Here is a 23,558-nt window from a genome sequence, read left to right on the forward strand (position 1 = left end):
TGGTTTTTGTACACTAAAACAAGTAAAAGGAGTTGAGAATATGTATATCATTGGATGGGCTATGCTTGTACTATACGCCTTGCTGCTAGCTCCGGGAGCAAGCGCCGCTAATAATTTGCTGTTTAAAAATCTTATCACAGGAAATTTTCAACAGGTAGATCCGCTCGTGGTTATGGTATTCTCTTTTTTAGGACTTTTCCCAGTATTGTTTATGATAATGATCTGTAAAAAAGATACATACAAACTGCCTGGATGGCCATTTTCTCTTCTATCATTTGCGCTTGGAGCTTTTTCTCTTTTGTTCTATTATCATTGGAAAGGACAAAAAGTTCGAACACGTTCGCGTATTTCTTCACGCTTCATTGCTATCATTTCTTCTCGTCTATGGATTGGACTGTGCTTAGCGCTCACGATTTCAGGTTACGCATACGGACTATCCGTAGGTTCAATAAAAGCTTATGGAGATGCTTTTATGCAGTCACAGCTTGTTAGCGTGATGACCGCTGATTTTTTTGTTTTAACGTGGCTTTCTTACTCCGTTATGACAAAAGAAAGGATTGCATCCCAGCCTTACCTTCTTTTATGTTTCATTCCAGTTGCGGGCCCTTTTCTTATTTTGTTACTGCTTCCCCGCCAAGATGTTAGAGAAGAAAAACTTTAAATAAAAGTCTTGCGTTCCATTCATTATTCCGTTATAATCATTTCTTGTACGATGAAAGTTGATTAATTAGAAAACATTTATATATCGGCATCTTATTTACATTTGTTATACATACCTGCGCTGTGCGTATACTCATGTTGTCTTAAACCTTTGAGTGTTAAAAGGGAGCTCAAAATTTAGCTGCAGATAGCACGCCCTTCTTGGGACGCTAAACCCGGCTATGAGGGCACCCACCTAGTAGATCTGGGTATTTAAGACACTTAGGGTTACGGCAGTGCGGGCTTATTTTTTAGTTAGCTGTAGCTAGCTTTTTTTATTTTTCATTTTATTAGTTTACATAACTATTTTATTGTTAACTTATATTTTTTTTAGACATGTATGTTTTATTTATCTTCGATTGAGGAACATAAAAAGTAATAAAGGAGATGGATAAAATGAATGAACAAAAAATTGCTAAAAAAGTAAACGAAGTATTAGAAGGAAATCGTGTAGGAACATTAGCCACAGTTGTAAACAACAAACCCCATTCTCGCTATATGACATTCTTTAGCGATGAAGAGGGTATCGCTCTTTACACACCAACAAATATCAATACACATAAGGCAGAAGAAATCGAAGCCAATCCGAACGTGCACGTACTATTGGGCTACAGCGGTGAAGGATATGGCGATCAATACTTAGAATTATCTGGTACAGCTGTTCTTCGTACTGGTGATCAATTAAAAGGGCGTATATGGAACGATCACATGAAAGAATGGTTTGACGGTCCAAATGACCCTGAGTATGTTATTCTTGAAATTACGCCGAACGAAATTCGCTTCATGAATGAAGGCGAAGAAACTCCTCAAACTGTTCAGCTATAATAAAAAAAGCGCACAGTGTGCGCTTTTTTTATTTTCCTACCGCTTCTTTCAATTGAGCTGCTTTTTCTTTTGGAGACGCTGCTAAGCTAATCGCGGTAATAATAGAAACGCCATCTGCACCTGCTTCTACTACTTGTTTGGCATTTTCAGGCGTGATGCCACCGATTCCTACAATTGGAAAGTCAATATTCTGGTTTCGCACTTCTTCAATTAATTTTGTACCTTGCACTGCTTTTGCGTCTTTTTTTGTAGAAGTAGGAAAAACAGGTCCCATTCCTACATAATCCGCCCCGTCTTTTATCGCTTGCTGCAGCTCTTGTACATTATGAACAGAGACGCCCACAATCCCTTTTCCTATTTTCTCTCGAACAATATGAGCTTTTTCATCTTCTTGTCCAATATGAACGCCATCTGCTTGTAAGCGGATCGCTAAGTCAAGATCATCATTCACAACAAAAGGAACGCTGTGCTGCTGACAAATTTGCTGAAGTTCCTTCGCCAGCTGATATTTCGCTTCTCCTGTTAAGGCACCTTCGCCTTTTTCACGAAATTGAAACACGGTAACGCCGCCTTCAATTGCTTCTTTCAACACTTCTTTCGGATCTTTTTTACAGTTATTGCTGCCCATTATAAAATAAACTTGCAGCAGCTTTTTGATTTCTTCGTTTGTCATTTTCCAGCTCCTTTTAACGTTGATGTACTCTTGCATATGATTCAATATCCTGCCCAGATAAAAGATGAAGCTGGTTTAACAGCTCAATTTGAAAGCTTCCCGGCCCTTCTTCACCTTTTTTCGCTGCGGCGATCTCACCTGCCACTCCGTAAAAACTTAAAGCAGCAACGCTTGCCTCGACATATTCTTTTTCTACAGCAGCGAAAGCTCCTATAATTGATGTCAGCAGACAGCCAGTACCCGTCACTTTCGTAAATAACGGGTGACCGTTGTCTACTGTATACGTTGTGTTTCCATCCGTGATTACATCTTGTTTACCCGTGATAACAATCACTGTATCTAATTTGTTCGCTGCTTTCTCAGCAAGTTCAATGACGTCTCCTTGCCCTTCTAATGAATCAACGCCTTTAATGAGCCATGACTCGCCTACTACATTCGCAACTTCAGCAGCGTTACCACGAATAACTGCAATATTTAATTCTTCTACAAGCTGACGTGCTACTTCTGTACGAAACGGTGTCGCTCCGGCTCCTACAGGATCGAAAATAACCGGCACGCCATTTTCATTTGCTGATTTTCCTGCTATTCTCATCGCTTCTACTTCTTGAGCCGTCAGTGTACCCATATTTAAAACAAGCGCTCCGGCGATTCGTGCCATGTCAGCCACTTCTTCCTTCGCATAAGCCATAACAGGTGAAGCTCCTAGTGCAAGCAGTCCATTTGCAGTAAAATTGGTTACCACAACATTCGTAATATTATGAACAAGCGGACTTGTATCTCTTACTTTTTCTAATTGAGCTGAAATTTTACTAATATCCATATTCTCTCACTCTTTTCATTTAGTTTTAACACTGCAAAAAAAAGACAAAAAAGCACCTTGCATGCGCAAAGTGCTTTGGTATGTACTCACATTCCCTGCGCTGGCATTATCCAACAGGTTCAAATGGTCAACAGGCGTCCCTGTACTCTCAGCCTGCCCCGCGCAAGCTCCCATACTATTCTTGTTACGTTTAAAGTTTACTATTAACCTTTTTTATTTGCAACCATTTCACTGTTTTGCCGATAAAATAAAGCTTCTCTATAGGCTGAGTGGCGTTGTAAACCTTACACCTTTACTAAAAGAATAATCAAAAGACCTCCAGTAAGCTACTAGAGGTCTTCTATTCCCTAAGAATTCTATCATTTTTTCCTTATGGTTATTTCTCTTGAACCGCTTGATTTCTCACAGCTGTTTTTCTGTCCTTCCCTGCTCTTAAAGATAAAAGAAAACAAAGCAGCAGTACAAGTGCAGCTGATACGTACGGATAATTAATGTTTATATCAAAGAGAAAGCCTGCTACAACTGGTCCAATAATATTTCCAAGACTTGTATAAGCAGAATTTAGTCCGGCTACATACCCTTGGTCGTCTTGCGCCATCATCGACATTTGCGTGCTGATTGCCGGACGTAAAATATCTGTTGCTAAAAAGACGATGAATGTCACAACAATAATAAGCCAGTACGTGTGCACAAATAGCGTAAGTAAAATAAAAAGTCCCGTCATCATCAAGCAAAACGAAATCACTCTTTTTTCACCAAACTTATTTAAAATCCAGCCAAAAATCGTAACCTGCACTACAGCCCCCGCAATAGAGCCAAACGTAATAACAAACGCAATATCTTTTGGCGTAAAGCTAAATTTATGATCAACAAATAGTGAAAAAATCGTTTCATAATTGGATAATCCAAACGATGTCACAAAAACAATAATTAAACTTAGAAAATAAGGTTCTTTATAGGAATTCATAAGCTGCAGTAGCAGCCGATCTTCTTTTGGATTCTCATTGTTTGAAACAGCATGATTTTGTACAGGACGAGACTCTGGCAAAACAAAAAGCGTAATCACTGCAGCCAAGCCTCCTGCTACTGCGGCCATATAAAATGGTACACGCATGCCGTATTCAGCTAAAAAGCCTCCGATACCGGGCCCAATAATAAATCCTGTTGTAATCGCCGCCGTCACATAGCCCATTCCTTTAGCGCGTTCTTTAGCAGACGTCACGTCCGCTGTATAAGCCATAACAGCAGGCATAATAAGCGCGGCCCCGACCCCTCCTAACATTCTCGATACAAATAATAAAAGAGGTGTACTCACTGAACCAAAGAACCATTCAGATAAGGCAAAAACAATCATTCCCGCTACAATAATTTTCTTTCTCCCTAACGAATCTGATAACCGACCCGCTAAAGGTGAAAACAGAAATTGAGTTAGTGAAAACACCGCTACTAAAAGCCCCATCACGCTGCCGTTGATATGAAGCTCCGTCATATATGTTGGCATAATTGGAATAACGAGACCGATTCCTGTAAAAATAATAAAAATATTTAGCATGAGCAGCAAAATCGCCGCTCGATTTCTTAACAATAATGACATATAAACCTCCTGATTACAAAAATACTGAACGTTCGGTCTATAAAAATACAAAATAATGAGGGATTACTCATTACCGCAATAAGCATCCCCGATTATTTAAGAAGACCTTGCTATAATTCCGTTTAAAAATACATCGATTGCTGAATGGTAAAGCTGCAGGGCATTTTCCGTGTTCGTTTTTCGAGACATACGGCTCATTCCAACAAACAGCCCTTCTAAAATCACTGCAAGCTGTTCTGCATTTTTAGGAGAAAACTCTCCTTCATCAATGCCTTTTTGCAAAAGTTCCCGGTTAAACTCCACGTGTCGTTTCACCATCTCATCAATTCGCTCTTCGATGTCGCTGCCCTTTTCCTCGTTGTTAAAAAACTCATCGGCGGCTTTCGTAAGAGGATGATTTAAATCATCTAAAATGATTTGCTCCGCAATTCCAAAAAGCTTATCTCTTGTTGTTTTGTAAAGAGACTCTCTTTCTTTCCAGTTTCGTTCCCACTCGAGATCCCATTCGTCTATTAAATAGAGAAAAAGCCCTTCTTTACTTTTAAAGTGATAATAAATATTCCCTTTACTGCTTCCCGTAGCCTCTACAATTTCCTCAATAGATGTAGCTTTATAGCCTTTTTGAGAAAACAATGCTTTAGCGGCATCTGCCACTTTTCTTTTGGTTTGTTCACTTTGAAGCTTTTTTTTATTCAAGCTATTTCCACCGCCCCGCACATTTATTATTTATACTGAACATTCGTTTTATATTATCTGATACCTATACTACTTAGGAAAAACCTTTTTGTCTAGTAAGAAAACCTAGTTTATACCTTTTTATATGAATTATGACAAAACAAAAAACAAAGAGGTTAAGACATAACTAAATCAATTCAATCTAAAGACACACAAACGGGATAAATGATCAGGTATGAATCATTTGTTACACCGCTGTCGATTACCATGAAAAAATCCGAACGAGTTGGATTCTCCATCAAGAATCTCGATTCCTCTTTCGGATTTTCCTTCAACTAAAATACTTTTGTCCCATCCTCTTTTAATCATTCAATTTCTTTGTCATAAATACACTGTATGGATCTTCTTTGTAGGTAGAAAACGGTTCGCACTCGTAAAATCCAAAACTGGCGTACAGCTTTCTAGCCGGTTCAAAAGCAGACGCGGATCCTGTTTCTAAGCTTAAGCGTCGGTACCCTCGTTTTTGTGCTTCGTTTATTATGTACTGCAGCAGCTCTTTAGCGATTCCTTTCCGCAAATGGGCGGTAGCTGTTCGCATCGATTTAATTTCTCCGTGATGCTCATCTAACTCTTTTAAAGCCCCGCACCCTGCTAGCTGACTGTCTTCCCACACGCTCCAAAACGTAATACCACGTTGCTTTAAGTTTTCAATATTTAGAGCATGAATACTTTCAGGGGGTGAATGTAAGTTCATTCCTTGAAGGTGAGAACTTACCAGTTCAATAACTTCATTGTTCATTAAGTGGTCTCTTTTTATTTTAATCATTTTCTCTTCCTTCCTGCTACTAAGGGGTGGTCAACTACAAACCGACTTATGAATAAATTCACTGTCGACCTTTAAAAATCCTTTTATACACTCCCTTCTTTTTCTCCAGTTATTAAAACCGACTTTGCCAAGCAGATGTTTCATACATTGTTAAACGGAGGTGAAATTCATTGAAGAAGGTTTTATTTTGTCTTATTCCTCTTTTGTTTTTATTATCCGCCTGCTTTAGTGATCCTGTTCAAGATGATTTAATCGACTATAACAATCAAGATTTAAAAAAAGCGGCTCAGCTTGAAAAAGAAGCGATTGACGCATACGATTCTGTTACAGGCGCTAACTACACAAGTGACGCAGTGATGTATGATACGATGACGAGTGAAGTCATTCCTACCTATCGTAAATTTGTTGACGAACTGGAAAACATCGATGTAGAAACCGACGATCTTCGAAAGATTCATGAAAGTTATATAAAGGCTGCCAATATCCAGTATAATGCTTTCATTAAAATTGTCAGCGCTTTAGAAAAGCAGGACCGCAACCTTATTGCTGAGGCAAACGCTATGCTTGATGAAGCACGAAAAGGCATACGCGATTACAATGCAGCTATTAAAAAGCTGGCTAAAGAACATGATGTAAAAATTGAAGAACCAAAAACACAGCGAGAAAACAGCCTATAGTTTTGATGCAAAAAGAAGGTCTCTAAAAATAGTAAGAGACCTTCTTTCGTATGCTGTTTCAATTTCTACACGTTCGTTCGATAGATAAATGAAGAAGAGTATTAGGAAATATTGCTTAACGATGCATAATAAGAAGCAATAATTTCTTCATCGGAATGCGGAATTTCGTTTCCTTTTACAAGCTGAGCGCCGTTAATACAGCCGCTTGTAAGTAAGATAATATCATTCGGCTTTCCTAAAGAAAGCGACTTTAATACTCCTTCTGTTCGAGTAGGGGCGCGGTGAATATTACTTGCGCTCGGATTTGAAAAACCCGTCATCACTTGATCTACAATTACGTTCGGGTCATGATGACCTGGATGATCAACCGTTACGATAATTTCATCCGCTTTTCCTTCAATGACACGCGCCATTTTAGGCATTTTATTAAAATCTCGAATGCCGATTCCTGCAATCATGACAATTAGCTGGTTATACTCCATCTTTTTTACTTCTTCTACTAGACGCGTAAGGGCAACAGGCGTATGGGCATAGTCTAAAATCACTTTTTGGTTATTGGGACCTTCTACCACTTGAAAGCGCCCTTCTGGACTTTCCAATTGAGGAAGCACGCTAATAATATCCTCAATGTGGTATTCAAAATGAAGAGCTGTACCAATGGCCGCTAGCACGTTAGCAATGTTGTAATCGCCATATACAGGCACTGCTACTTTGTATGACTGTCCTTTATACAGTAAATCAAAGAAAGAGCCCCCTTCTTTGACAGTAATGTTTTTTGCTTGCAGAGTTGCCTCCGCATTATTTAATAAGCTATACGTGACTTTAGGTCCTTCAAATAGCCTGCTCAAGTCTTTCCCCATGTCCTGATCATCTATATTAATAACGGCATGTTTTGCCTGCTGAAATAATTTCATCTTGCATTTTTTATAGTGCTCAAACGTTTTATGATACTCTAAGTGCTCTTCTGAAAGATTTGTGTGAATGGCTACATCAAAATAAATATCTTCTACTCGCTGCTGATCAATCGCAATTGAAGATACTTCCATCACTGCCGCTTCATCGCCTCTTGTATACAAATCATAAAAAATTTTATGTAAGTCTACCGATTCAGGTGTTGTAGGCGTACTTTTTTTATAAACTAACTTCTTCTTTGATGACCAAATGCCGGTCGTTCCAATCGATCCTGTCGGCAATTTTAAAAGAGTTAAAAGCGACCTTACGTAAGCTGCTACGGTTGTTTTACCATTTGTACCTGTAACGCCAATTGTCTCAATTTTTTCATCCGTATAATCAAAATACATTTTAGAAAAAGACGCCATTACTTTGCGAACGTCATCAACAGCTAAAAACGTACAGTGAGAATACTGAGTACTCAAAAGACGCAGCTCCTCAATGCTTGTCCCAAAGACTGCTACGGCTCCTCTAGTTATAGCTTCTTTGATATATTGATGTCCATCTTCATTTTCACCTTTTATACTAAAAAATACTGATCCGTCGTGAACCTGCTTTGAATGATATGTCAGATGGTTGATCGTTTGAGATGCAGGCCCAAAAATATGTTTAATTGATAAGTTCATTAATGTATCAAAGTGGATGTTCATAGCTATTCCTCACAGTGTATAAATTTTATTTTTAATATGTTCTAAAATCCCTTAAATACTCTTTGAAGGATATTTTTTCTTTATTTCCATTTATAAAGAACTTTCTACAATTCAATCTTTTTATTTTGCTTTCATGTGTAGAACGAAAATAAAGAAAAGACGGATCACTATTTTTTAAAACTAAAAGCATGTAAAATATGGATGAACTGTGTATATCATACCAGCAGCAAAAGCGAAGTATTGTAGTAAAATATTCCCCCTATACGTGCAAAACGAAACCATTCTTTAAAATAAAATAATTTCATAGAGTGAGTTGAATCATGATAAATACTTGAACGTGGGATAAGAAAGATTACTGTATTAATCAGTGCCTCCCTTTGCAAAATAACAAAGAAAACATCATAATAAAAGATGCGCATAACAGCGTGAATGACTCTGTTTTGAAAGGATGGACTACAGCAAATGACGCGTTCTCTTTTAGCGATTGAACCACTTCCTCTTTTATTTTACCAACAGCCTACACTTGAATTAGCTCAGTCGCTGTTAGGATGTCTTCTTGTTCACGAAACGGCAGAAGGAACTGCATCTGGTTTTATTGTAGAAACAGAGGCTTATAAAGGGCCTTTCGACCGAGCAGCTCATAGCTTTAATAACCGGCGCACAAAAAGAACGGAGGTAATGTTCGGTCCTCCTGGTCATGCCTATACGCATACAATGCATACACATTGTTTACTCAATGTTGTAAGCAGCGACATCGATTGTCCAGAAGGCGTCCTCATTCGAGCTATTGAGCCATTTAGCGGAAAAAATTTGATGAAAAATAGACGTCGAGGAATGGAAAATGAAATAAATTGGACAAACGGTCCTGGGAAACTAACAAAAGCACTAGGGGTTTCAATGGATTTGTACGGTCATGATTTAACCAGCCCTCCTCTTTATATTGCTCGTGGCTTCACTCCTTCAGAGATTTCCGCCGGACCTCGCGTTGGCATTGATAATTCTGGTGAAGCGAAGGATTACCCTTGGCGCTTTTGGGTTGCCAATCACCCTTTTGTATCGAAATTCAGGTGAACCAAAGGCGAATTGATTTACTAACGAAAATAAAAGAAGCACCTCTTTTTAGAGATGCTTCTTTTTGCTTACGCCCACCACATTTGTGAGGGAGTTTCTTCAATTAATACACTTTGTAAGTTTGTAACCGCGCGTTTAAATCCTTCTTCAATCGACATGATTGGATCTTCGTGCTCAATGCTGACTACATAATCGTATCCGTATGTGCGAAGTGCACTCATCATATCAGACCACTCTTTTACATCATGTCCGCACCCTACGGATCTAAACGTCCATGCACGCGTTTGGACTTCTCCGTATGGCTGCATATCCGTCAGGCCATACATGTTAATATTATCCTGGTCCAAGTACGTATCCTTTGCATGGAAATGATGAATCGCATTTTCTTTTGCTAAAATTTTAATAGCTCCTACCGGATCAATTCCTTGCCACCATAAATGACTTGGATCAAGGTTAGCGCCAATCGCTGGACTTGTTTTTTCGCGAAGCTTTAGGAGCGTATACGGAGTATGAACTAAAAATCCGCCGTGAAGTTCTAAACCAATTTTCACATTATGCTCCTCGGCTAGTTCTCCAATTTCTTTCCAATAAGGAACAAGCTTATTTTCCCATTGCCAATTCAATACGTCTCCATACTCGTTAGGCCAAGGAGTAACAGGCCAGTTTGGGTACTTGGCTTCTTCGTGATCTCCTGCTGTTCCAGAGAAACAGTTCACCACTGGAACATCTACTAATGATGCTAGTTGGATGGTCTTGCGAAGCGTTTCGTCAGATACTTTTGCAAAACTTGCCTCAGGTGAAATAGGATTGCCGTGGCAGCTAAATGCGCTGATTGTAAGTCCGCGGTCTTTTATCTGCTTCATATAGGCTTCTCTTTTTTCTTTATCTTCAAGCAGCTCATCTAGCGGACAATGGCTGTTTCCCGGATAGCCGCCCGTTCCGATTTCAACAGCATGAAGACCTGCTGCTTTTACTTTATCTAACATCTCTTCAAAAGAAAGATCCGCAAATAAGACCGTGAATACTCCAAGTTTCATTTTAATTTCCCCCTGTGCGATATATTTCGTCAATAATAGCTGAGACTTGAAGCGCTTCTTGTGGCTTTACCACTAATTCAGCATTTCCTTTACACGCTTCAACGAAATTTTTAGCCTGACTTAGGCTGTAATCATCTTCTCCATCTATCCAAGGTGACGTACTGTTCATGAGCATACCGTTTTTAGACGTGTATAGTTCAAACGGAAACACACTTAAACCGCCCTCTACCCCTGATATGCTTACGTGCTCTTCATCATCTTCGATATTAGCTGCCCAAGAAGTTTCTAAAAGAAGCGACGCTCCATTTTCAAATTTAATATAGGCCGTTACATGATCATCCACGCTGAATGTTTCATGATCAAATGCTCCCCATTGATTTAATTGGTTAGGCGTTTTACTCAGGTCATTATATGTACTTCCCAGCACTTCAGTATGCTTTGGGTTTCCCATCAGCCAAAGCGTTAAATCAAGCAAATGGCAGCCGTAATCAATTAAGCTGCCTCCTCCTTGAAGATCTTTGTTCGTAAATACCCCCCAACCGGGAACCTTTCGGCGACGCATTGCTCTGACACGTGCAACTAATGGGCGCCCTACCTCTGTCATCATTTTTTTCGCAGCCTGCGCTTCTTTCATGAATCGGTAATGATACGCAATCGCTAACTGCTTACCTGATTCTCTAGCAGCAGCAAGCATTTCTTCACCTTGCTCTTTAGACATCGCCATTGGCTTTTCACATAGGACGTGAACGCCTGCTTTTAGCGCTTCTACTGCAAACTCGGCGTGAAATTTATTCGGTGTACAAATACATACAGCGTCCACTTCTTTAAACATATCTTTGTAATCAACAAATACGTGAGGGATATTATGCTCATTGGCTACCTCTGTGGCTCTTTCACTATTAATATCGCTAAGCCCCCAAATCACACATTCATCACCCAGTTGTTTGAATGCTGGGATATGCCTGCTTACAGCAATCCCTCCTGCTCCGATTATGCCAATTCTCACGTTTTTCACCTCTTACACGCGCGTAATTTGTTTCGTTTGACTTGATTTTAAAGCTGCTAAAATAACAGCAAGTGATTTTAATCCTTCTTCACCAGGAACAGGAGATTCTTTATCTTCTGCAACTGCATCTACAAATTGTTCAATGACGTGAGAATTACTTTGTCCGCCTTCATCGTTCGACTGGATTTTTCCTAACTCATAGTTCACCACTTCACCTGTTGCATATTGGGCAACTAATGAATACGTCGGATCGTCCTCTAAACGAAGAATCCCTTTCTCGCCGTAAACAATCGTGGAGTTGTCTTCTTTTCCATTGTAAGCCCAGCTTGCCGCAAGCGTACCGATAATCCCGCTTTCCGTTTTTAATACGCACACAGCATTGTCGTCTACATTTGCAAAGTCTTTTGCATTGCTTTCTACAAATGCACCGACTTCTACAATTTCTTCATTTAATATGTAGCGGAGCATATCGGTTTTATGAACGCCTAAATCCCCCATAGCACCAATAAACGCTTCGTCTTTTTTAAAGAACCAGCTGTCTTTTCCGTCCACGCTCCAACCTTCAGGACCACCGTGGCCAAAAGCCGTACGGAAACTGTAAATTTTACCGATTTCCCCTTTTCCAATAAGTTCACGAGCTTTTTGATGAGAAGCTACAAAGCGCTGATTATGTCCGATCATTAGTTTTTTACCGTTTGTTTTTGCTGCTTCAATCATTGCTTTCGCTTCTTCTTCTGATGTTGCCATCGGCTTTTCACACAGGACATGAACTCCGCTGTTTAACGCTGCCACCGAAATAGGCGCATGAAGATAATTGGGCGTACATACGCTCACTGCTTCCACTGTACCGCTTGCTAAAAGTTCTTCGTAGTTTGTGTAAGCTTTTACACCGTACTGCTGCGCTACGCTGTTTGCACGTTCTGTGTTTATATCGCAAACGGCTACTAATTCTACTTGTTCATTCATCTTATATTCTGGTAAGTGACGGTGTTGCGCAATGCTTCCGCACCCAATAACGCCAATTTTTACTTTTTCCATCTTTCCTATCCCCTTTGCTTAAGCATTATTAATTAGTTTTTAACAGCGATTGATTCAAGCGGTTGCGCATTGCCGTAAACAGGACGTTTTCTCTCTGCTGGCTTCGCCCATTTAATAGCATTCATAATGACACGCTGAATGTCTTTGTTATGGTATGTTGGATATGTTTCATGTCCAGGTCTGAAATAAAATACTTTTCCGTTTCCGCGTTTGTACGTGCAGCCGCTTCTGAAAATTTCTCCGCCTTCAAACCAGCTCGTGAAAATCAGTTCATCAGGTGCTGGAATATCAAAGTGCTCTCCATACATTTCTTCGCGCTCAAGCTCGATAAATTCACCAATACCTTCCACAATCGGATGACTCGGTTCTACTACCCACAAGCGCTCTTTTTCATCTGCTTCACGCCATTTTAAGTCGCAGCTTGTGCCCATTAACGTTTTAAAAATTTTAGAAAAGTGACCTGAGTGTAAGACAATAAGCCCCATACCGTCTAGCACGCGCTGCTTTACTTTCTCAACGATGTCATCTTTCACTTCGTCATGTGCTAAATGACCCCACCATACTAAAACATCCGTTTGATTTAATACTTCTTCAGTCAACCCGTGTTCTACTTCGTCTAATGTTGCGGTGTGTGTACGAAACCCTCCTTCTTCTAAAAAAGAAGCGATGGCACCGTGAATGCCTTCAGGGTAAATTTCTCTTACAACCGGATTTTTCTGTTCATGACGATTTTCATTCCATACTGTAACATTAATCATTTTCATATCCCCTTTTTTTGTGAATGCTAACTTATATCCCCTTTTTTCATAAATGCTAAACTTTGGTTAACCGGTTAACTTACTCTGATTCACCCGCGCTTAGCAGTCGAATCTCGAATAATAAGTTCAACCGATAATTTCACATGCTGCAGCGTGCTGAAACGGTGTTCAATTGCTTGAATAACAGACGTCGCGGCGACGACTCCTTTGTTAAATACATCTTGACGAATGGTTGTTAGACTTGGAGATGCATAGCTACTAAACGTTATGTCATCGAACCCTACGATTGAGTAGTCCTGCGGAATTTTTTTCCCCTTTTCTTGCAGTGCTTTCATAATTCCAAGCGCCAGCGTATCAGAGGATGCAAAAACCGCCCGAATATCCTTATGATCTTGCAGCAGCTTGTTCCCTAAATTGTAACCGTTATCAAACGAACTTTCGTTCACTTCAAAAACAAACGTCTTTGATGGTGTAATGCCCGCTTCTTTTAATGCTTTCTCGTAGCCTATATACCTCTTTTTATCCACTGGACTATTGACGAGGTGATGAGCAACAAAGGCAATTTCTTTGTGACCCAAATTCACTAAATGTGTTGTAGCTAGATATCCTCCATACTCATCGTCTACAGAAATATGATGATAATCGCGTTCGTACCTTTCGTATGTATCTACTAGCACAATCGGATTCGATAACGCTTTCATTTTCTCATACAATCGATGCGGGAAGGCTCCTAAAAACAGAAGACCATCAATATTTCTCGTTCGAATCCATTTTAGGCAATCAGCTGGGCTACTCGCTCCAGATATGACTAGATCATAACCATGCTTACGGATTACATATTCAATTCCACTAATCATTTCACTGTAATAATGGTTATCTTTAAATATAGTAGAAAGTGAATCATCTGTAAGCGGGAACATAACGCCAATCATATTTGACTTTTGTTTCGAAAGACTAACGGCGGTTAAATTTGGTTCGTAGTTTAATTCTTTTACCGCTGTTAAAATTCGCTCTTTTGTTTCATCGGATACTTTGTTAATTCCGTTTAAGACGTAAGATACTGAAGCTGCAGACACCCCTGCATGCTTTGCTACATCACGAATCGTTATCTTTTCTCCCATAAAATCTCTCCAGTTAAACGGTTAACTATTTACTCGTTCATTATAATTCACTCCTTTATTATCAGTCAACGTATTTTTCAAATTATCTGTTAACTATTATAATATCTTCCTAGATTGGTATGTTTTAAGCAGTGACAAGATGTATTGACACCTGTTAATCTTTGAAACGTACATATAAAGTTCGGTGCACAGCACGCACCGATCCGTGATAAAAGGGGCGCTCAAAAGGATTTCAGGAGGTACTTACTTTATGTTTAAGAAACTAGCAATTATTGGAGCACTAGCAGTTCCTATGTTCGGCATGAGTCACGGGGCAAATGCCGCTGAAACAACCCATCGCGTAAAAGCCGGAGAGACTCTTTACAAGATTGGCGCTGAATACGGCGTTACGGTTAAACAGTTAAAAGAAGCGAATCACAAATCTACCGACTCTATTAATGCAAATGAAACATTAACAATCCCTAACTCTATTAGCGAAAGTGATAAAGAATTGTTAGCTCGCCTTGTACAAGCTGAAGCAAAAGGCGAACCTTACGCTGGCAAAGTGGCTGTAGCAACAGTCGTTTTAAACCGCGTGGATAGCGATTCTTTCCCAAACTCTATTCATGATGTCATTTATCAAGGTACACAGTTTACACCTGTACAAAACGGTGAAATTAATAAAGCAGCGGATGCTGACGCAAAAAAAGCTGTAAATGAAGCACTAGCTTTTAGAGGTCAAGGAAAAGGTTCGTTATTCTTCTTTAATCCAGATAAAACAAGCGACCAATGGCTTCGTCAAAAACAGGTTACGATTACGATCGGAAATCACGTTTTTGCAAAATAAACAAAAGATTGAGACATAAAAAATTGCTCCAATCTAAAGGCGAACAAATGGCGTAAAGGAGCTCGTATGGATTGCTTGTGACACCGCTGTTGATTTCCGTGCAAGTCTTCGCTTTCCGCGGGCGGCCGGTGAGCCTCCTCGTTGCTTACGCTCCTGCGGGGTCTCACCTGTTCCGCTTTTCCCGCAGGAGTCTTGGTCTTGCGCTCCAATCAACAGCTAGAAGCAATTAAATCGATTAAACTTACCTTCACTATCACAATAAAAAGCTCCGAACGATTCATCGTTCGGAGCTTTCTTCAACTAACATATTTTTTGTCTCAGCCTATTTAATATGCAACAAGTAAGCTTAATAGAACAACTATAATTATAATAGGCAATACGTATTTAACTAGAAAGAACCATGCATTGAATAATTTAGCGCCTTTTGTACTTCCTGAAATAAACTCTTCATACACGGCTTCTTTTTTCATTTTAAATGTCACAAAAATCGCAATGGCTAAACTTCCAAGAGGCAGCATTAAGTTGCTCACAAAAAAGTCAGCTACGTCAAATATACTTCTGCCAAAAAGTGAGACATGTTTTAGTACACCAAACGAAAGCGCTGATGGGATACCTACCACAAACACAAGAATCCCTGATAAAGAAGCGTAGCGAGTTCGTTTTGTCTGATCGTCTTTGGTTAAAGCAGCTACGATAATTTCCAGCAGTGAGAAAGCAGAGGTAAGCGTAGCGAATAGAAATAAAATTAAAAACAGTGCTAAAAAGACGGTACCAAACGGCATTTTCTCAAATACTGTTGGCAAGACCACAAACAAAAGTCCAGGTCCTTCAGTTGGCTTTAATCCAAATGAAAAAACGGCTGGAAAAATAGCCAAGCCCGCCAGCAGCGAAACAAACAAGTTCAAAATAGCAATAGTGCCAGCTGAACGCGTCAAGCTTACTTTTTTCCCTAAATAAGAGCTATATGTCACCATGCAGGATAATCCCACGCAAAGCGAGAAAAACGACTGACCGAGCGCATAGAGAACAGATGACCCTGTAATGGCTGAAAAATCTGGTTTCAAAAAGAACTTTACTCCGTCCATTGCTCCGTCTAATGTTAAAGAACGCACCACGATAATGATAAAACAAATAAATAACAGCGGCATCATGTATTTATTAGCACGCTCTATTCCTTTTTGTACGCCTTTTGAAATAACAAACACTGTAATTAATAAAAACAGCGCCTGCGCACCTAATACTACATAAGGCTGGCTAATGACGGCATTGAACAACGGGCCGTACTCTTTTCCGCTTAGCATACCGGTTACGCTCATAATCGTATATAAAATCACCCAGCCGCCAACGACGCTGTAAAAGGAAAGCAAAACGACACAGCTTAGTACTCCCAGCCTGCCAATCCATACCCAAGCGGATTTTGGAGCAATTGCCTTATAAGCACTAATCGCTTCTTTTCCCGTATGTCTTCCAATGATAAATTCTGCCAACAGAAGCGGCAATCCAATAAAAATCGTAAATAAAATAAACAACGCAAAAAACGCTCCACCGCCACTGGTTCCCGTTACGTATGGAAACTTCCATATCGCTCCTAGACCAATTGCTGCCCCAGCAGATGCTAAAATAAAACCGAGGCGTGAAGACCACTGATTTCCTTTACTCATATAATGTTACTCTCTCCTCTTCTAAACTCAAAACTCACCTGATTAGTACTGTACCATAAATGCAGAAGAAAATCATTCCCGTTTTACTTTTTTCTATAAAACGATATCTATATAGAATAGAAAAATGAAGAAGCAGCTGCTTCTTCATTTTAAGGTTGGTGTTTCTATTCAAAATTTATTCTCTGTACGATGATTCATCTCCCCGGTAGGCTTCTTGATTTGAAATTTCTTCAATATGCATATGCCCTTCTCTCTCTAAACGAAGGACCGTACGCTCTGCATCTTCATAACTCTCGCACGTCACTTGTTTATATTCCATATCATCTTTATCTGTGTAAGCGACTAAATATGTTTCCATTTTAACTCCTCCTAATACAACCTGTATGTAACGTATGTTGCCTTTTTCGTTTATTTCTAAACATATAGGCTCCAAACATAAAGCCTAGCATACTATAATAGCGGAACTTCAATTTAAAAAAGTTGAATTTTTCATTATGCACCGATGCAACATGGAGGTTACACTTATGACATTTATTTTATCATTCGTACCAATTGTTGTTCCTTTTGGTATTTTAATTAGCTTAATTGCTTTTACAGCTGCTTTTTTACAATCAAAAGAGCATCATAAAAAGCTCTAGCTTACAAAAGCTAGAGCTTCTTTTTAAAAACGTCTATAGCGTTTAATCAATCCCACAATAATGGCAATTGCTAATAAAACAACTGAAATGATGACAGTAATGACAATTGGCTGATTTCCACTTTGCTTCACTGCAATGGCAATATAAGCCCAAATAAAAACAAGCGGATAAACAGCGTCTCGGTTTTTTAATGTAAACATAATGCCCAGCGCAGCTCCTACCAGCAGCATAATAATCGTCCATGCTAACTCGCTCAGGCCAAGCAAATGCTGTATTCCATTTGCTTGAAATACGACAAACACATTGACAATAGTCGCAACAGAAATCCATCCAAGATAAAGCGAAATCGGCAGACGCATAAACCATGTCGTCATCCGAGAATGCTGAATAATGGAATATACAATCATTAATGTGCCTAGAATAAAGAGCATAACTAAAAGAGATAACTTATAGTAATCGTTTTGGAAAATAAAGATCCACGCACTATTTAACAAACAGTTTAGAAAAAACCAAATGCCGATACGTGCATATATTTCCTTTTGATCTTCTCTTGCAAAAAATTGGCGTATAACCCAAATGGTTAATAATAAATAAATAACGCCCCAGATAGCAAAGGCATAACCCGCTGGTGTAAACAACGTAGGAACTTGCGCAGAAGCTTCTCCCGTTGTTTTGCCTCCTATTGGAATGGCATTTGCTAAATAATTCACAAGCAGTGTAATAGCCAAGCCTACTGTATTTAATACAGCATACAAACGAAATTTCGCCATTTTGTTCTCTCCTTTCTTCTATTTATATGGGAGTGTTTCGGAGACGAAAACGGCTCTTCCCTTCATTAATACCTCTTCTTCCCTAAAAATATGCATTTTTAAACAAAAATGATTAAAAATAGCTTTAAGAAATTTCCTCTTTAAGAAAGAAAAGCGGTTAGCACACAATTTCCCATAACGCTTTCTATTTTTCAGAATATATGGTAAGTTAAACATAGATTAATAGGAAGTCCACTAGGGGTGCCCACCGGCTGAGACAAGTTTTCTTGATCCCTTTGAACCTGATCTGGCTCATACCAGCGTAGGAAAGTGGCAATGTTCAGTTTTTTACTGTCCTTTGCCACTCCGTTTATAAACGGAGTGTTTTTTATTTCCTTTATGTGCTTGTTTGTGACTTCCTCATATTAAAGGAGGATTTTGATGTCATTTTCATCTCAATTAAGACAAGAAGCAAACTATATTTACGAAGCCATTTTTAACCATCCTTTTATTAAAGGAATTGCTGAAGGAAACGTGCCAAAAGAAGCGCTTATTCACTACGTTTCTCAAGATTACGAATACTTAACAGCATTTGTTCGCATTTACGGCGCTGCTTTAACGAAATGCCGCACGCGTACCGAAATGGAAGCCTTTAATGCCGGCATTTCTACGGTATTACATAGTGAAGTACACCCTCACAATAATTTTTGTGAAGTAGCAGGCGTACGTTATGAAGACCTTCACACTGAGACGCTTTCACCGACGGCCAGCCACTACATTAACCATATGACAAGCGTTGCGCATACAGGCAGCTTAGCAGAAATCATTGCAGTGCTTCTTCCATGTCCATGGACGTACGTTGAAATTGGGCAGCGCATTACAGAACAAGTAAATCCATCTCCTTCTCATCCTTTTTATGAATGGATTCAGTTTTATAATAATGAAGAAATGAATGGCACAACACAATGGTTTTGTAACAAGCTCGATGAACTCGCCGAACAAGCGACTGAAGAAGAACGTAACCGTATGAAAGATCACTTCATCAAAAGCTGTGAACTCGAGTATTTATTTTGGGAAATGGCATATACCCAAGAAAAATGGCCGCTTTCTCAGCTTTCACTTTCAAAATAACGAAAAAGCCTCCTATCAGGAGGCTCTTTTATTTCAGTAATTTTTTGATCATTTTCAAGCTTTGTTTTTCCGAAGGATAGCGGAATGACAAATCAAACTTGGTTGTTTGAGACAGCATGCTTTTAAAATGAGTAAATGTCTGAAAGCTGTCTTTTCCATGATATTGACCCGTGCCGCTTTCTCCCACTCCGCCAAACGGTAAATATGGCGTAGCGATATGCATAAGCGTATCGTTTATACAGCCTCCTCCAAATGAAAGACGCTCCGTTATGGCGTTTTGCACATCTTCACTTTCTGTAAATAAGTAAAGAGCTAACGGCTTAGCTTTTTCTTGAACTTTATGAATGACTTCGTCTAGTGTTTCATATTCAATCATAGGAAGAATAGGCCCAAAGATTTCTTCTTGCATGACATCTGAGGTCCAGCTTACTTCACTTAACACCGTAGGTTCTATTGTTAGCGTGTTTTTATTGTACCCGCCTCCAACTATAGCATTTCCGTCTTTTAAAAACTCAACTAGCCGAGTAAAATGGCGCTCACTGACAATACGGCCATAGCGGTCGCTTTCAAGCGGATTACTACCGTAAAATTGAGAAATCGCTTCGCGAAGTTTCTCTACAAGCTGCGCTTTTACCTTTTTATGCACGAGCAAATAATCAGGAGCAACGCACGTTTGGCCTGCATTCATCCCTTTACCAAACATAATTCGCTTCGCTGCAAGATCTAGGTTTGCGTCTTCATGTACAATGCACGGACTTTTTCCGCCTAGCTCAAGCGTGACGGGAATAAGCTGCTTCCCTGCTTCTTGCATAATAATTTTCCCTACATTTACACTTCCCGTAAAGAAAATATAATCAACGGGCTGTTTTAAAAGCAGACTTGTAGTGTCTACAGCCCCTTCAACCACCGTCACAAATGCTGGGTCAAAAGCTTCAGCTAGTAATTCTTGTATAACGCGAGATACGCTAGGCGTTAATTCAGAAGGTTTTATAATCGCCGTGTTTCCAGCGGCAATCGCTCCTACTAAAGGAGACAGTGCTAATTGAAACGGATAGTTCCACGGAGCAATAATTAACGCGACTCCATACGGTTCAGGAACAATTTTCCCTTTAGAGCCCACATGTGTTAAAGCGGTTTTTACTTTTTTAGGCTTCATCCATTTTGCTAAATGTTTAAGCGTAAATCGAATTTCCTCTAGTAAAATCCCAATTTCCGACGTGTAGGCCTCTACTTCAGATTTATTTAAATCTTGTTTTAAAGCATCCATAATTCTCTGCTCGTTTTGTTTGACTGCGTCTCTTAGCTTATTCAGCGCTTGAATACGGCTGTTGATACTCTTTGTCTTTTGCGCATAGAAATACTGCTTTTGTGTAGAGACAATATGTTCAATGACCGTTTCATCTGTGATATAAAATCGCTCGTGGTTCATCTCTTTCATCTCCCTATAAACATTCGGCTTCAACTGTAGCAAGCAAGCTTTTTAATAGCTCAACTGCCTCACTTAAAGCTAGTGAATAATATCTCTGCGTCCCTTTTTGCTCAATTTGCACAAGCTTTTGATCGCGTAAAATTTTTAAATGATGAGAAATTGCCGGTCGTGATAGAGTAGACTCGTTTGCAATTTCATTAACGGTTAAAGGCTCTTTTTCGGCGAGCAGCAAAATAATATCTTGTCTTGCTGAATCACTTAGAGCCTGAAAAACAGGAATGCTGGCACGAAATAACTCGACTGCTTTTTCACTCATATATATTCTCCTTTATTTAATTTCTTGTGTTCTTCGGACAACGGATGTAAGCCACTTTCTTGGCACGAAGCGCGGGATGAACGTAGCAAGACGAAACTGTACTCCTGGTACGATAACCGTCTGCCCTTTCATAAATTTTTTATAGCCAACTTTCGTTACTGTTTCTACATCCATTGCACCGCTTTGAAAAAGCTTGGAGTTGCTTAGCTGGGCTCGGTCGCTAAAACCAGTTTTAGTTGGACCCGGGCATAGAGCACTTACCGTTACATTGGTACCTTTTAATTCATTTTCAAGGGCCTCTGTGAAAGATAACACGTACGCTTTCGTTGCGTAATATACCGTCATAAGCGGACCTGGCATAAATGCAGCAACAGATGCAATGTTTAAAATTTTTCCGCGATTTCTTTTGACCATATCCGGTAAAAATAATTTTGTTAAATGAGTTAATGCTCGAATATTTAAATCAATCATGTTTAACTCTTCATCTAAAGCTGTTTCAATAAATTTGCCGTATAGTCCAAAACCAGCATTGTTCACTAAATAATCAACGTGCATTTTTTTATTTTTAAGTTCTTCATATAATGACTGTATCTCTTCTTCTCTTGATAAATCCTTAACAACCGTTATCACTTCAATATTATAAGTAGATTTTAAATTCTCTCCAATCGCTGTTAGTTTATCAGCGCTTCTGGCAACTAAAATTACAGGATGCCCTTCCTTTGCGAATTGATAAGCTAACTCTTTACCTATTCCTCCCGACGCACCGGTGATGAGCGCATAATGCTGTGACATAGTGTTCACTCCTTATGTTTATATGTTCAAGAACTTAAACATTTAAACTTATCTTATAGGATTCATTTTTTCCCGTCAACTGTTTTCTATACTCTCCTTTTCTTTTATGTTTTCCATTTTTGCCATTTGCGCATTTCTGTACATTTTTTTACAAAATATGCGTTTTCTTTACATAGAAGGCTAATGTCGTCTAGTTTTGACAACCTTTGTCACCTAGCAGGAAAACAAGTGAAGATATGGTGAATACAACATACAACAAATAATCCATTACATAGTTGGATGAAAATAGATAAGGGAGGAAATGAAAAATGATGGAGACATATACAATTAAAAAAGTAAGTGATCAATTAGAGGTAGAAAAGAAAACGCTAAAACAATGGGAAAAATTATTGGGCAGCTATTTAACAATTGAACGAGTAGATGGGGCTCGTGTCTATACAGAGGAACAGATTGAATTATTTAATGATATTAAACAGCTGTTTGATGAACAATGTACGTTAGATGAAGTCAAAGAATATGTTCAGCTGCTGATAAAGGAACAAGAAGAACAGGAGCATTTAGTGATGGAATCAGAGGCAGCGGTTTCAAAAGAAGAGGAACCAGCAAAGTTGAAAACTTCTAAAAAAGAAAACGTCATTGATTTTCAAGAACATTCCAACAAACAAATAAAGCAAGAAAAGAAAAAAGCTGCTGAAAAGCAGGAAAGCATTTCAGAAAATAAGCAAGAGAAGACCCCTCCTATACCTGAAGCACGATTAGCTACTGAAGAAGAAAAGCAGGCTATTTCTGCTTCTATTGAAGAGCCAAAACCAAACGACCTTGTTGTGAATGAAAAAGAACTGCTTCAAGGGGAATTAGTAGAAGCTGTTCGCCGCTATGAAGATGTGTTTGAGGTACTTGATACATTTAAAGCTGATTTGTTAAAAGAAATGCGAGAAGGTATGCGAAATGAAGTTCGCGAAGAAATTGTCGGAGAAGTAAAAAGAGAGCTTGAAAAAAGTGCTACCCAAACTGTAGAAATGGTGGAGTCGGTCGGGGCATACATTTCTGAGTCTTCAGAACGCAGCGCAAGAGATGTAGAAAATATGTCTAAAAAAATTATCCGTTCTAACGAAAAATCGTTTGATGAAGTCACTTCTTTGATTGAAGATTATTCAACAATCGCTGAAGAGAAAACCGAGGATATGCGCCTGTTCATGAAAGATGTCATGGAGAATGCGGATGAATCCTCTAAAGAAATGCAGTATTTATTAGACCGATTCTCAAGCAACTCCACCGTTGCGATGAATCAAGTAAAATTTATGGTTGAAAAATTAAATAATTCTTCAACTAATACGACAGAAGAGCTTCGTGATTTAATTGATTCAATGAATGAGGAACGAGTCTATTATTTAAAAGAAATGGAGAAAGAACGTAAGCTTCATCGTCAAAGCGTAGCTGAACGCGAAGAGATGTTTAGTGATTTCGTCCAAACCTTTAGACAAACCGCCGCTGCTGATATGAAGCGAAAACGGAAGTGGTGGAAGCTGTTTCTCTCCTGAAAACACCGGCCCTATGGTAATGGGGCCGGTGTTTTTAATGGTATGAACAATAGT

Annotated in this window: 25 protein-coding genes, 1 other RNA gene and 2 riboswitches; of the genes, 8 read left to right on the forward strand and 18 right to left on the reverse strand. The window is 39.2% G+C overall.

Features of this window, described 5'->3' with window-relative positions; genetic code table 11:
- Positions 1-40 precede the first annotated feature (40 nt).
- The 3 genes from AC4NPH_RS04340 to AC4NPH_RS04350 all read left to right on the forward strand — a co-directional run bounded on the left by AC4NPH_RS04340 (position 41) and on the right by AC4NPH_RS04350 (position 1,524).
- A complete protein-coding gene (locus AC4NPH_RS04340) occupies positions 41-661 on the forward strand; it encodes a hypothetical protein (RefSeq protein WP_057273095.1) in 621 nt (206 codons plus the stop codon).
- 109 nt (positions 662-770) lie between these two features.
- Positions 771-948, forward strand: a non-coding RNA gene (gene ssrS / locus AC4NPH_RS04345) — 6S RNA.
- 147 nt (positions 949-1,095) lie between these two features.
- The gene (locus AC4NPH_RS04350) at positions 1,096-1,524 is read left to right on the forward strand and encodes a pyridoxamine 5'-phosphate oxidase family protein (RefSeq protein WP_057273094.1); all 429 of its coding nucleotides are present in this window, start codon (positions 1,096-1,098) and stop codon (positions 1,522-1,524) included.
- Positions 1,525-1,552: 28 nt separating this feature from the next.
- Here AC4NPH_RS04350 and thiE read toward each other — a convergent pair whose 3' ends face one another.
- The 5 genes from thiE to AC4NPH_RS04375 all read right to left on the reverse strand — a co-directional run bounded on the left by thiE (position 1,553) and on the right by AC4NPH_RS04375 (position 6,109).
- Positions 1,553-2,197 carry a thiamine phosphate synthase gene (thiE, locus tag AC4NPH_RS04355; protein WP_013056863.1) on the reverse strand — a complete coding sequence of 215 codons (645 nt, stop codon included), beginning with the start codon at positions 2,195-2,197 and terminating at the stop codon, positions 1,553-1,555.
- 13 nt (positions 2,198-2,210) lie between these two features.
- Positions 2,211-3,017 carry a hydroxyethylthiazole kinase gene (gene thiM / locus AC4NPH_RS04360; RefSeq protein WP_013056862.1) on the reverse strand — a complete coding sequence of 269 codons (807 nt, stop codon included), beginning with the start codon at positions 3,015-3,017 and terminating at the stop codon, positions 2,211-2,213.
- Positions 3,018-3,092: 75 nt separating this feature from the next.
- Positions 3,093-3,201: riboswitch (TPP riboswitch) on the reverse strand.
- A 192-nt stretch (positions 3,202-3,393) separates the two neighbouring features.
- Positions 3,394-4,611 carry an MFS transporter gene (locus tag AC4NPH_RS04365; RefSeq protein ID WP_013056861.1) on the reverse strand — a complete coding sequence of 406 codons (1,218 nt, stop codon included), beginning with the start codon at positions 4,609-4,611 and terminating at the stop codon, positions 3,394-3,396.
- 96 nt (positions 4,612-4,707) lie between these two features.
- On the reverse strand, positions 4,708-5,307 hold the full coding sequence (locus AC4NPH_RS04370; protein WP_013056860.1) for a TetR/AcrR family transcriptional regulator: 600 nt from the start codon (positions 5,305-5,307) through the stop codon (positions 4,708-4,710).
- A gap of 340 nt (positions 5,308-5,647) precedes the next feature.
- On the reverse strand, positions 5,648-6,109 hold the full coding sequence (locus AC4NPH_RS04375) for a GNAT family N-acetyltransferase (RefSeq protein WP_371399890.1): 462 nt from the start codon (positions 6,107-6,109) through the stop codon (positions 5,648-5,650).
- Positions 6,110-6,282: 173 nt separating this feature from the next.
- Between AC4NPH_RS04375 and AC4NPH_RS04380 the strand changes: the two genes are divergently transcribed.
- Positions 6,283-6,789, forward strand: coding sequence for a hypothetical protein (locus AC4NPH_RS04380; RefSeq protein ID WP_098196429.1), 507 nt, complete (start codon positions 6,283-6,285; stop codon positions 6,787-6,789).
- A gap of 101 nt (positions 6,790-6,890) precedes the next feature.
- Here AC4NPH_RS04380 and AC4NPH_RS04385 read toward each other — a convergent pair whose 3' ends face one another.
- Positions 6,891-8,390: a UDP-N-acetylmuramoyl-L-alanyl-D-glutamate--2,6-diaminopimelate ligase gene (locus tag AC4NPH_RS04385; protein WP_013056857.1), complete on the reverse strand. Its 1,500-nt coding sequence runs from the start codon at positions 8,388-8,390 to the stop codon at positions 6,891-6,893.
- A 462-nt stretch (positions 8,391-8,852) separates the two neighbouring features.
- Here AC4NPH_RS04385 and AC4NPH_RS04390 point away from each other — a divergent pair, with 462 nt between their 5' ends.
- Complete coding sequence (locus tag AC4NPH_RS04390; RefSeq protein ID WP_013056855.1) at positions 8,853-9,461, forward strand: DNA-3-methyladenine glycosylase; 609 nt, start codon at positions 8,853-8,855, stop codon at positions 9,459-9,461.
- A 68-nt stretch (positions 9,462-9,529) separates the two neighbouring features.
- Here AC4NPH_RS04390 and AC4NPH_RS04395 read toward each other — a convergent pair whose 3' ends face one another.
- The 5 genes from AC4NPH_RS04395 to AC4NPH_RS04415 form a co-directional block, all read right to left on the reverse strand.
- Positions 9,530-10,498: a sugar phosphate isomerase/epimerase family protein gene (locus AC4NPH_RS04395; protein ID WP_098196428.1), complete on the reverse strand. Its 969-nt coding sequence runs from the start codon at positions 10,496-10,498 to the stop codon at positions 9,530-9,532.
- Between the two features lies 1 nt (position 10,499).
- Positions 10,500-11,504: a Gfo/Idh/MocA family protein gene (locus AC4NPH_RS04400; protein ID WP_013056853.1), complete on the reverse strand. Its 1,005-nt coding sequence runs from the start codon at positions 11,502-11,504 to the stop codon at positions 10,500-10,502.
- 12 nt (positions 11,505-11,516) lie between these two features.
- Positions 11,517-12,542 (reverse strand): Gfo/Idh/MocA family protein, encoded by a 1,026-nt coding sequence (locus AC4NPH_RS04405; RefSeq protein WP_013056852.1) that lies wholly within the window; start codon positions 12,540-12,542, stop codon positions 11,517-11,519.
- A 32-nt stretch (positions 12,543-12,574) separates the two neighbouring features.
- Complete coding sequence (locus AC4NPH_RS04410; RefSeq protein WP_013056851.1) at positions 12,575-13,300, reverse strand: ThuA domain-containing protein; 726 nt, start codon at positions 13,298-13,300, stop codon at positions 12,575-12,577.
- A gap of 89 nt (positions 13,301-13,389) precedes the next feature.
- The gene (locus AC4NPH_RS04415; protein WP_029321510.1) at positions 13,390-14,421 is read right to left on the reverse strand and encodes a LacI family DNA-binding transcriptional regulator; all 1,032 of its coding nucleotides are present in this window, start codon (positions 14,419-14,421) and stop codon (positions 13,390-13,392) included.
- 250 nt (positions 14,422-14,671) lie between these two features.
- Between AC4NPH_RS04415 and AC4NPH_RS04420 the strand changes: the two genes are divergently transcribed.
- Complete coding sequence (locus AC4NPH_RS04420) at positions 14,672-15,247, forward strand: cell wall hydrolase (RefSeq protein WP_013056849.1); 576 nt, start codon at positions 14,672-14,674, stop codon at positions 15,245-15,247.
- A gap of 33 nt (positions 15,248-15,280) precedes the next feature.
- Here the strand turns inward: AC4NPH_RS04420 and AC4NPH_RS04425 are convergent, their stop codons facing one another.
- The 4 genes from AC4NPH_RS04425 to AC4NPH_RS04440 form a co-directional block, all read right to left on the reverse strand.
- Entirely contained in the window at positions 15,281-15,460 is a 180-nt protein-coding gene (locus AC4NPH_RS04425) for a hypothetical protein (protein WP_055991262.1), read from the reverse strand.
- Between the two features lie 113 nt (positions 15,461-15,573).
- Positions 15,574-16,908 (reverse strand): sodium-dependent transporter, encoded by a 1,335-nt coding sequence (locus tag AC4NPH_RS04430; RefSeq protein WP_013056848.1) that lies wholly within the window; start codon positions 16,906-16,908, stop codon positions 15,574-15,576.
- A gap of 175 nt (positions 16,909-17,083) precedes the next feature.
- Positions 17,084-17,266 (reverse strand): hypothetical protein, encoded by a 183-nt coding sequence (locus tag AC4NPH_RS04435; RefSeq protein ID WP_013056847.1) that lies wholly within the window; start codon positions 17,264-17,266, stop codon positions 17,084-17,086.
- A 303-nt stretch (positions 17,267-17,569) separates the two neighbouring features.
- Positions 17,570-18,316: a TspO/MBR family protein gene (locus AC4NPH_RS04440; RefSeq protein ID WP_013056846.1), complete on the reverse strand. Its 747-nt coding sequence runs from the start codon at positions 18,314-18,316 to the stop codon at positions 17,570-17,572.
- Positions 18,317-18,542: 226 nt separating this feature from the next.
- A riboswitch (TPP riboswitch) is annotated at positions 18,543-18,641 on the forward strand.
- Between the two features lie 95 nt (positions 18,642-18,736).
- Between AC4NPH_RS04440 and tenA the strand changes: the two genes are divergently transcribed.
- Positions 18,737-19,426 carry a thiaminase II gene (gene tenA, locus AC4NPH_RS04445; protein ID WP_013056845.1) on the forward strand — a complete coding sequence of 230 codons (690 nt, stop codon included), beginning with the start codon at positions 18,737-18,739 and terminating at the stop codon, positions 19,424-19,426.
- Positions 19,427-19,454: 28 nt separating this feature from the next.
- On the opposite strand, the gene AC4NPH_RS04450 is transcribed toward tenA, so the two are convergent.
- Genes AC4NPH_RS04450 through AC4NPH_RS04460 form a run of 3 tightly spaced genes read right to left on the reverse strand, consistent with a single transcriptional unit; the run spans position 19,455 to position 21,963 of the window.
- On the reverse strand, positions 19,455-20,855 hold the full coding sequence (locus AC4NPH_RS04450; RefSeq protein ID WP_013056844.1) for an aldehyde dehydrogenase: 1,401 nt from the start codon (positions 20,853-20,855) through the stop codon (positions 19,455-19,457).
- A gap of 13 nt (positions 20,856-20,868) precedes the next feature.
- Positions 20,869-21,171, reverse strand: coding sequence for an ArsR/SmtB family transcription factor (locus AC4NPH_RS04455; RefSeq protein WP_013056843.1), 303 nt, complete (start codon positions 21,169-21,171; stop codon positions 20,869-20,871).
- 12 nt (positions 21,172-21,183) lie between these two features.
- Positions 21,184-21,963, reverse strand: coding sequence for an SDR family NAD(P)-dependent oxidoreductase (locus tag AC4NPH_RS04460; RefSeq protein ID WP_098196427.1), 780 nt, complete (start codon positions 21,961-21,963; stop codon positions 21,184-21,186).
- 308 nt (positions 21,964-22,271) lie between these two features.
- On the opposite strand from AC4NPH_RS04460, the gene AC4NPH_RS04465 reads away from it, so the two are divergent.
- Entirely contained in the window at positions 22,272-23,504 is a 1,233-nt protein-coding gene (locus AC4NPH_RS04465; RefSeq protein ID WP_013056841.1) for a helix-turn-helix domain-containing protein, read from the forward strand.
- The last annotated feature ends 54 nt before the right edge of the window (positions 23,505-23,558 follow it).

The sequence above is a fragment of the Priestia sp. MDV22-iso46 genome, from assembly GCF_058629175.1.